Raw genomic sequence first — 7,499 nt, 5'->3', positions numbered from 1 at the left:
GTCGCGTTCGCGTTCGAGTCGGGCGGCGCGGTCCTCGAGTTCGGTGAGGTAGGCGCGGCGGACCCTGGTGAGTCGGCCCCAGGCCCAGCAGAGGATGAAGGGCGTGCTCATCATCAGGGTGAGGAACGTCGCCTCGCCGATGCCGTACGGGCGGGTGTGGGCGTCGCCCGCCGCGTCGATGACCGTCCGCACCGGCTCCGCCTGCCAGAAGACCAGCGGTCCGGCGGACAGGCCGGCCGCCAGCGCCGTCCAGGAGGTCCACTTCCGGCCGAAGGCGGCGCCGGTGTAGGCGAAGACCAGGTAGGCGATCGCGGAGCCGCCCGGGGAGACGTCCGCGGCCACCTGTCCGACGCCGACGCCGATCGCGGCGGCCACCGTGAGGTCGGGGTGGCGGCGCCGGAAGACCATCAGCAGCGGCAGCAGCACCGCGATCAGGATCGAGACCTTCAGGCGCCAGCCGTCTTCGACGGAGCCGTCGTCCGGCACCAGGCCGACGAACAGCACGATCGCCGCCCAGGCGGAGTCGACCACCAGGGGGTGGCGGCGGAGCCAGGCGTTGAGTCGATGCACGTGTCCAGCGTAGGCAGTCGCTTCGCATGCCCATGTCCGCCGGTAGGGCGATCCGTCCTACTCCGTAGGTCGGAGAGCCCCCTACCCGCCCGGGAGGGCCGAACCGGAGGAGGGTTCCGGTTGGGAGGGGTCTCCGCGGCCGGGTAGCGTCCCGCCCCATGACGTGGATGCGGTGGGCGCCGGCCGTGGAACAGGCCCTGTACGACCCCGCGCGGGGCTTCTACCGCAGGCCGGAGGGCCCGGCCGGGCACTTCCGCACCTCGGTGCACGCCTCGCCCGGGTTCGCCCGCGCGGTGGCCCGGCTGCTGCTGGAGGTTGACGAGGCCCTCGGCCGTCCGGAGGAGCTGGCCCTGGTCGACGTCGGGGCCGGGCGGGGGGAGCTGCTCGTCGGCGTCCTGGCCGAGCTGCCCGCGCGGGTGCTGGCGCGGCTGCGCCCGTACGGCGTGGAGATCGCCGGCCGGCCCGCCGGCCTTCCGTCCACAGTCCTGTGGACGGACGAGCCGCCGCGCGGCGTCACCGGGCTGCTGTTCGCCAACGAGTGGCTGGACAACGTGCCGCTGGACGCCGGGGAGGTGGACGAGGACGGGGTGCTGCGCTACGTCGAGGTGGACACGGCGACCGGTGAGGAGCGTCCCGGCGAGCCGGTCTCGGCGGCCGACGCGGCCTGGGCCGCCCGCTGGTGGCCGGTCGGACGGCCCGGGGACCGCGTGGAGTTCGGCGGCCCCCGGGACGCCGCCTGGGCACGGGCGGTGGCCGGGCTGGAGCGCGGGCTGGCCGTCGCCGTCGACTACGGGCACACGGCGGACCGGCGGCCGCCGTTCGGGACGTTCACCGGGTTCCGGGACGGCCGGGAGGTCATGCCCGTGCCGGACGGCTCCTGCGACGTCACCGCGCACGTGGCCCTGGACTCGATCGCGGTGCCCGGTGTCCACAGCCTGTGGACGACGCAGCGGGAGGCACTGCGCGCGCTCGGCGTGAGCGGTGCCCGCCCGGCGCTCGCGCTCGCCTCCAGCGACCCGGCCGGGTACCTGCGGGCGCTGAGCGGCGCGGGCGAGGGGGCCGAGCTGACCGACCCGGGCGGGCTGGGAGCCTTCGGGTGGCTGGCGCAGACCGTCCGCATGCCGCCCCTTGAGATCTTCGAAGGGCTGGGAGCCTGACGGACCTGCCGGGATGGCAGACTCTGGGGCCATGAGGGAGACCACGGTCGGCATCGGAGCGGGAGCCGAGAACTTCAGCGGCACGGCGGGCACCACCGACATGGTGCTCAACATCGGCCCGCAGCACCCGGCCACGCACGGCGTGCTGCGGCTGCGGCTGGTGCTCGACGGCGAGCGCATCGTCAGTGCCGAGCCGGTGATCGGCTACATGCACCGGGGCGCGGAGAAGCTGTTCGAGGCCCGCGACTACCGGCAGATCATCATGCTGGCGAACCGGCACGACTGGCTCTCCGCCTTCTCCAACGAGCTCGGCGTCGTGATGGCCGTCGAGCGGATGCTCGGCATGGAGGTCCCGGAGCGGGCGGTGTGGGTCCGCACCCTGCTCGCCGAGCTCAACCGGGTGCTCAACCACCTGATGTTCCTCGGCTCGTACCCGCTGGAGCTGGGCGGGATCACCCCGGTCTTCCACGCCTTCAACAGCCGCGAGGACCTCCAGCACGTGCTGGAGGAGGCCTCCGGCGGCCGGATGCACTACATGTTCAACCGGGTCGGCGGCCTCAAGGAGGACCTCCCGGCGGGCTGGCTCGGCCGGGTCCGCGCCGCCGTCGCCACCGTGCGCTCCCAGCTGCCGGTCTTCGAGGACCTCGTCCTCGGCAACGAGATCTTCCGCGCCCGCACCGCCGGCGTCGGCGCCCTCACCCGGGCGCAGGCCGAGGCGTACGGCGTCAGCGGCCCGATCGCCCGGGCCAGCGGCCTCGACCTCGACCTGCGCCGCGACGAGCCCTACCTCGCGTACGGCACCGAGGAGCTGCGCCGGGTGCTCACCGTGGTCACCCGCGAGGAGGGCGACTGCCTGGCCCGCTTCGAGTGCCTGCTGGAGCAGACCCTCAACTCGCTGGACCTCGCCGACGCCTGCCTCGACAAGCTCGCCGAGCTGCCGCCCGGCCCGGTCAACCAGCGGCTGCCCAAGGTGCTCAAGGCGCCCGAGGGCAGCACCTACGCGTGGACCGAGAACCCGCTCGGGATCAACGGCTACTACCTGGTCTCGCGCGGCGACAAGACGCCGTGGCGGCTCAAGCTGCGCTCGGCGTCCTTCAACAACATCCAGGCGCTGACCGAGCTGCTGCCGGGGACGCTGGTCGCGGACATGGTGGCGATCCTCGGGTCGATGTTCTTCGTGGTCGGCGACATCGACAAGTAGGACCGGTCGGGGGGTGGGGCCGGTCAGGCCTTCTTGGCCTTCTGCGCCTTCTTGCCGGGGTCGGCCGGGTGCGGGGCCACCTTGCGGTCGCCCTTGGTGGCGATCCGCTCCTCGCAGAGCCGGGCCAGCACCTCGTAGCCGGCCCTGCCCATCAGCTCGGTGAGCTCGGGGCGGTAGCTGACGTACACCGGCTCCGCGCCCTGGTGGGCCGCCGGGGCGCCGGTGCACCACCAGTGCAGGTCATGGCCGCCCGGGCCCCAGCCGCGGCGGTCGTACTCGCCGATCGAGACCTGGAGGTAGCGGGTGTCGTCGGGGCGGTCGATCCAGTCGTAGGTGCGGCGGATCGGCAGCTGCCAGCAGACGTCCGGCTTGGTCTCCAGCGGCTCGCGGCCCTCCTTGAGCGCGAGCGCGTGCAGGGCGCAGCCGGCGCCGCCCGCGAAGCCCGGGCTGTTCACGAAGATGCAGGCGCCGTCGACCCGGCGGGTCTGGCGGTCGCCGTCCTCGTCCAGCATGGTGATGCCGCCGTCGGCGACGATCCGGCCCTTGGCGTCGGTGCCCTCGGCGAAGTTCTCCCACAGCTCGGGGGTCAGCCGGGCCGCGTGGGAGCGGACGCGCTTCTCGTCGTCCTCGTCCGAGTAGTGGGCGCCCAGCGTGCAGCAGCCGTCCGACTCGCCACGGCCCTCGCGGATGCCGTGGCAGCCCTGGCCGAAGACGCAGGACCAGCGGGAGGTCAGCCAGGTGAGGTCGCAGCGGAAGACCTGCTCCTCGTCGGCGGGGTCGGCGAACTCGACCCAGGCGCGGGGGAAGTCGAGCGGGACCTCGTCGCGCGGGATCTCGCGGCGCAGGGTCGGCATCGCGAGGTCGATGGGGGCGGGGGAGGCCTCGGGCTTCGCCTTGGCCTTCTTCTGGGACGTTTCTGCTGGTGCCACCCGGCAAGGGTAGAGCTTCCGGGTGCGGTGGCGCGGTGCGGGACGGCTGCCGGGGGCCGTGGCGTCGGGAACCGGGCCGGGTGAAGGCGGGGTGAAGAGGTCCGTCGGGCCGTGCGGGGGCTGCCCGGGGCCCGCCCGGGAGCTGCCCGGGGGCTGCCTAGGATGGCGGCCGGTTCGCTACGGGGAGGTACGGGGATGGCAGGCGGCAGCACCGGGGCGTCCGGCCCCGCGGAGGGGGAGTTCGTCCTCAAGCCGTGGGAACTGCACGGCGAGGGGCGGGAGTTCGAGAAGGTCGGCGGCGAGCTGGTGAAGGCCGTCACCGCCCTGGAGCAGGGCCTCGCCGCCCTCGGCACCCCTTGGGGGACGGACCAGCCGGGCAGCGGCTTCGCCGCCGTGTACGGTCCGGCGCGCGGCGAACTCGTCGACGGTCTGCGGGGGTTGGCCGACCGGGTGACCGGGGTCGGGGCCGGGCTGCACACGATGGCCGCCCGGACGGCGGACGCGGACACCTCGGCGGCGAAGGGGTTCGGGGCGACGGCGGCACCGGGGGCCCCGGACCTGCCGGGCGCGCCGGGCGTGCCGGGCGTGCCGGGGGCCTCCTCGGTGCCGGTCCCCTCGCCGCCGCTCTCCTCGCCGCCGTCGGCAACCCCGGGGGCGGCGCCCGTCGTCCCCGAGGACACGTCGGTCTGACGGACCCGGCTCGAAGGGGGAAACGCGTGTCCCGGAAACTGCCCGAGGAACTGGTCCCGGTGCTGGCCCGCACCGGCCGGCAGTGGCCGCAGGCCGACGAGGAGGGGCTGCGCAAGGCGGCCGGCGTCTGGCGCGGGTTCGGGCAGGAGGCCGACCGGCTCACCCGCCGCTGCGGCGAGTCCGTCCGGCGCGTCACCGCCGACAACTCCGGCCACGCGGTCGAGGCCTTCGGCGCGTACTGGCAGGGCTTCAGCGGCGGCGGCAAGGGGCACCTGGACGACGCGCACGGCGCGGTCGGGCTGGTCGCCGGGGCCTTCGACACGGCCGCGCGGGCCGTGGACACCTGCAAGGCCGAGATCATCGCGACCCTGCGGCAGCTGGCCGCCGACCTCCAGCAGGCCGAGGAGCTGGCGGCCAGGGCCAGGGAGGAGGCCGGCCGGGTCGCCGCGGCGGCCGACACCGGGCGGGCGGACAGCGGAGTGGTCGGCGGGCTGGAGAAGGCCGTCGGCGGCTTCGCGTCGAAGGTGAAGAACGCCGCCACCGAGCAGGTCGCGGCGGGTATGGCGGCCGTCGCCGTCGAGGCCGCCGGGCTGAAGATCGGCGGACTGCTCGCCGAGCTCGGCCGCGCCATGAAGGACGCGCTGGCCGGGGTGCTCAAGGAACCGGCCGCCGTCGCCCTGCTGAAGCTCGGCACCGCGCGGGGGACGCGGGTCACCGCCGCCTCGTACCGCACCGGCGCGTTCGACCCGCTCGCCGCCGGGCTGCCCGCGGCCCTCGGCGAACCGGGCGTGCTCCGCGCGGACGGCTCCGGGCTGGTGCTGCTCGCCGGGAAGGACGGCAGGCAGCTGGTCGGCGTGCCGGGGCTGGCGGTCAAGGTGGACGAGCACGGCGCGCCCGTCCTCGGCCCGGACGGGCGGCCGGTCATCCTCCGCGCCGACGGCACGCCGGTCGCCGACGCCTCGGGGCTGCTGGTCGTCCCGGGGCCGGACGGCAAGCCGGTGGTCGGGGTGGCGGACCTGGCCGTCCGGCTGGACGAGCACGGCCGGCCGGTGCTCACCGACGAGGCGGGCAGGGCCGTTCGCGGGGTGCCGCTCGGCGGGTTGACGCCGGGGGCGGAGGGGCCGGACACCGACCGGCCGGCCGCGGGGGTGACGGCCGACGGGGTGACGGCCGCCGGGCCGGGTGATCCGAGGACGCCGGGCGTGGTGACGGTGGCGTCGGTCGCGGTGGCGGACCCGGGGGCGGCCGCCGGCGGGCCGGAGGCGGCCGTCGCGGCGAGTGCGCCGGGAGGTGCGGGGCCGGGGGCGGTGGCGTCGGGGGCGGTGACGTCCGGGGCCTCGTACGCGGCCTCGTACGCGCCCGCCGGGGGCTCGCCGGTGTCGCACAAGGCGGCGGGCGGAGGCGGTGGTGACGGTGGCGGTGGCCGGACGCCGCCGGTGCGGGACGACGGGGCGCCGGTGCGGTCCGTCGCCGCGCCGGTCCGCCAGGGCGGTGGGGCGGCGGGCTGGTCGGACGGGGACTACCCGCTCCAGGCGCCCGCGGCTGCCGCGTCCTCCTCCCGCGGTGGTGGCGGGGGATCGGTGACCGTGCGGACGGACTCGGTGAGTGCTCCGGCGGCGCCCGCCGCGCCCGCCGCGCCCGTCGTCTCCGCGCCGTCCGCCGGCGCTCCCGCGCACGGCCCGGCGCCGGAGGCTCCGGTGACGGTCCGGCCGGTCGGGGTGCCCGGGCAGTTCGGCACGCCGGGGTACGGCGGCGGGTACCAGGCGGCCGGTCCGGTCGGGGGCGTCGGGCCCGGGCCGCTGGCGGGCGCCGGGGCGGGGCCCGTGAACGTCGCGGCGCCGTTCGGAAGCGGTGTCGGGGCCGGAGCGGGGGCCGGGGTCGGTGGTGTCGGGGCCGGTGGTGTCGTGGGCGGTGGTCCTGGCGGTGGTGGTCCGGTCAGCGGGGCGCCGGCAGTCCGGACCCCGGCCGGTGCCGCGCCGTCGCCGGTCGTCGGACCGCCGCCGGTCCACGGCGCCCCGCCGCCTCCGGCCGCACCGCCGATCGTCGGCACCGCCCCGGTGATCGGCCGGCCCGAGGCGCACCCGGCGGAGCCCCGGCGAAGGGAGACCGCGGCGGGCCCCGCCGACCCGACCCTCGCCTGGGGCGCGGTCCCGGTCGCGACCGCCCACGCGATGGCCCTCCAACTCGCGCTGCGGGCACGGCGCGGAGCCCAGCCGGACGATCCGGCGGCCAGGCTGCGCAGCATCGCCGACAGCCGTCCGTACGGCCTGCCGGGCGGGCTCGCGCCGGTCGACCCGGAGCACCAGGCAGAGCTGGAACGCCGGGTGCCCCGGGACGAGGGCGGCCTGCCCGCCCGCCACCCCGACCCTGCCGTCGGCGGCTGGGCGGAGGCGGTCAACGATGGCGGGTACCGCGAACCGGGCCGGGCCAACAACAGCCTGGAGATCGCCCTCTCGGCGGTCGAGTGCTACACCGGCCGCCCGACCTGCGCGGCCCCGCGCGTTCCCACCGAGGGCGACGCCGGCGAACGCGGCGGCCGCGACCGCGCCGAGCGTGAACTCGGCGCGCCCTTCCGGGACCTGGGCGACGGCGGCCCGGCCTTCGACCGCCTCGCCGACGACCTCCGCCGCGCCGGCCACGGCTCCCAGGCGGTGCTCCTGACCCTCGACGCCTACGGGCGTCCGCACGCCTGGAACGCCGTCAACCACCAGGACACCGTCACCTACCTCGACCACCAGCTCGCCCGCCAGTCCGCCGCTCCACTCCACCCCGCCGCCCACGGCCTCTGGGCCATCGCCCTCACCCCCGAGGGGCGCCCCCTCGACCTCACCCCGGCCGCATGACCCCCTGCGCGGGGGGAGTGGGGCCCGCCCCCCGGGCGCCGGCCGGGGGCCCCCCGCACCGCCCGGGCGCCCGGGGGCCCCGGGCCCCCCCCCCCCGGCCCGCCGCCGG

5 protein-coding genes and 1 pseudogene are annotated in these 7,499 nt (G+C 76.8%); 4 read left to right on the top strand and 2 right to left on the bottom strand.

Features of this window, described 5'->3' with window-relative positions; genetic code table 11:
• Positions 1 to 570 (bottom strand): annotated as a pseudogene (locus ACFRAR_RS37635) (sensor histidine kinase); the annotation flags it as partial.
• Positions 571 to 728: 158 nt separating this feature from the next.
• Between ACFRAR_RS37635 and ACFRAR_RS37630 the strand changes: the two are divergent.
• Both ACFRAR_RS37630 and ACFRAR_RS37625 read left to right on the top strand, forming a co-directional pair.
• Positions 729 to 1,727, top strand: coding sequence for an SAM-dependent methyltransferase (locus ACFRAR_RS37630; protein WP_380704773.1), 999 nt, complete (start codon positions 729 to 731; stop codon positions 1,725 to 1,727).
• 31 nt (positions 1,728 to 1,758) lie between these two features.
• Positions 1,759 to 2,928: an NADH-quinone oxidoreductase subunit D gene (locus tag ACFRAR_RS37625; protein WP_380704770.1), complete on the top strand. Its 1,170-nt coding sequence runs from the start codon at positions 1,759 to 1,761 to the stop codon at positions 2,926 to 2,928.
• A 23-nt stretch (positions 2,929 to 2,951) separates the two neighbouring features.
• Here the strand turns inward: ACFRAR_RS37625 and ACFRAR_RS37620 are convergent, their stop codons facing one another.
• Entirely contained in the window at positions 2,952 to 3,782 is an 831-nt protein-coding gene (locus ACFRAR_RS37620) for a hypothetical protein (protein WP_380704775.1), read from the bottom strand.
• A 270-nt stretch (positions 3,783 to 4,052) separates the two neighbouring features.
• Between ACFRAR_RS37620 and ACFRAR_RS37615 the strand changes: the two genes are divergently transcribed.
• Both ACFRAR_RS37615 and ACFRAR_RS37610 read left to right on the top strand, forming a co-directional pair.
• A complete protein-coding gene (locus ACFRAR_RS37615) occupies positions 4,053 to 4,547 on the top strand; it encodes a hypothetical protein (RefSeq protein ID WP_380704767.1) in 495 nt (164 codons plus the stop codon).
• A gap of 26 nt (positions 4,548 to 4,573) precedes the next feature.
• Positions 4,574 to 7,390 carry a toxin glutamine deamidase domain-containing protein gene (locus ACFRAR_RS37610; RefSeq protein WP_380704765.1) on the top strand — a complete coding sequence of 939 codons (2,817 nt, stop codon included), beginning with the start codon at positions 4,574 to 4,576 and terminating at the stop codon, positions 7,388 to 7,390.
• Positions 7,391 to 7,499 lie beyond the last annotated feature (109 nt).

Origin of the sequence: Kitasatospora sp. NPDC056651, from assembly GCF_042792155.1 — a bacterium.
Lineage (GTDB): Bacteria > Actinomycetota > Actinomycetes > Streptomycetales > Streptomycetaceae > Kitasatospora.
This window is presented reverse-complemented; position numbering and strand designations above follow the sequence as displayed.

What these genes read in the sequence shown, in the direction of transcription:
- ACFRAR_RS37630 (WP_380704773.1), top strand. Translation starts at nt 729, where the DNA reads ATGACGTGGATGCGGTGGGCGCCGGCCGTGGAACAGGCCCTGTACGAC.
- ACFRAR_RS37625 (WP_380704770.1), top strand. Translation starts at nt 1,759, where the DNA reads ATGAGGGAGACCACGGTCGGCATCGGAGCGGGAGCCGAGAACTTCAGC.
- ACFRAR_RS37620 (WP_380704775.1), bottom strand. Translation starts at nt 3,782, where the DNA reads ATGCCGACCCTGCGCCGCGAGATCCCGCGCGACGAGGTCCCGCTCGAC.
- ACFRAR_RS37615 (WP_380704767.1), top strand. Translation starts at nt 4,053, where the DNA reads ATGGCAGGCGGCAGCACCGGGGCGTCCGGCCCCGCGGAGGGGGAGTTC.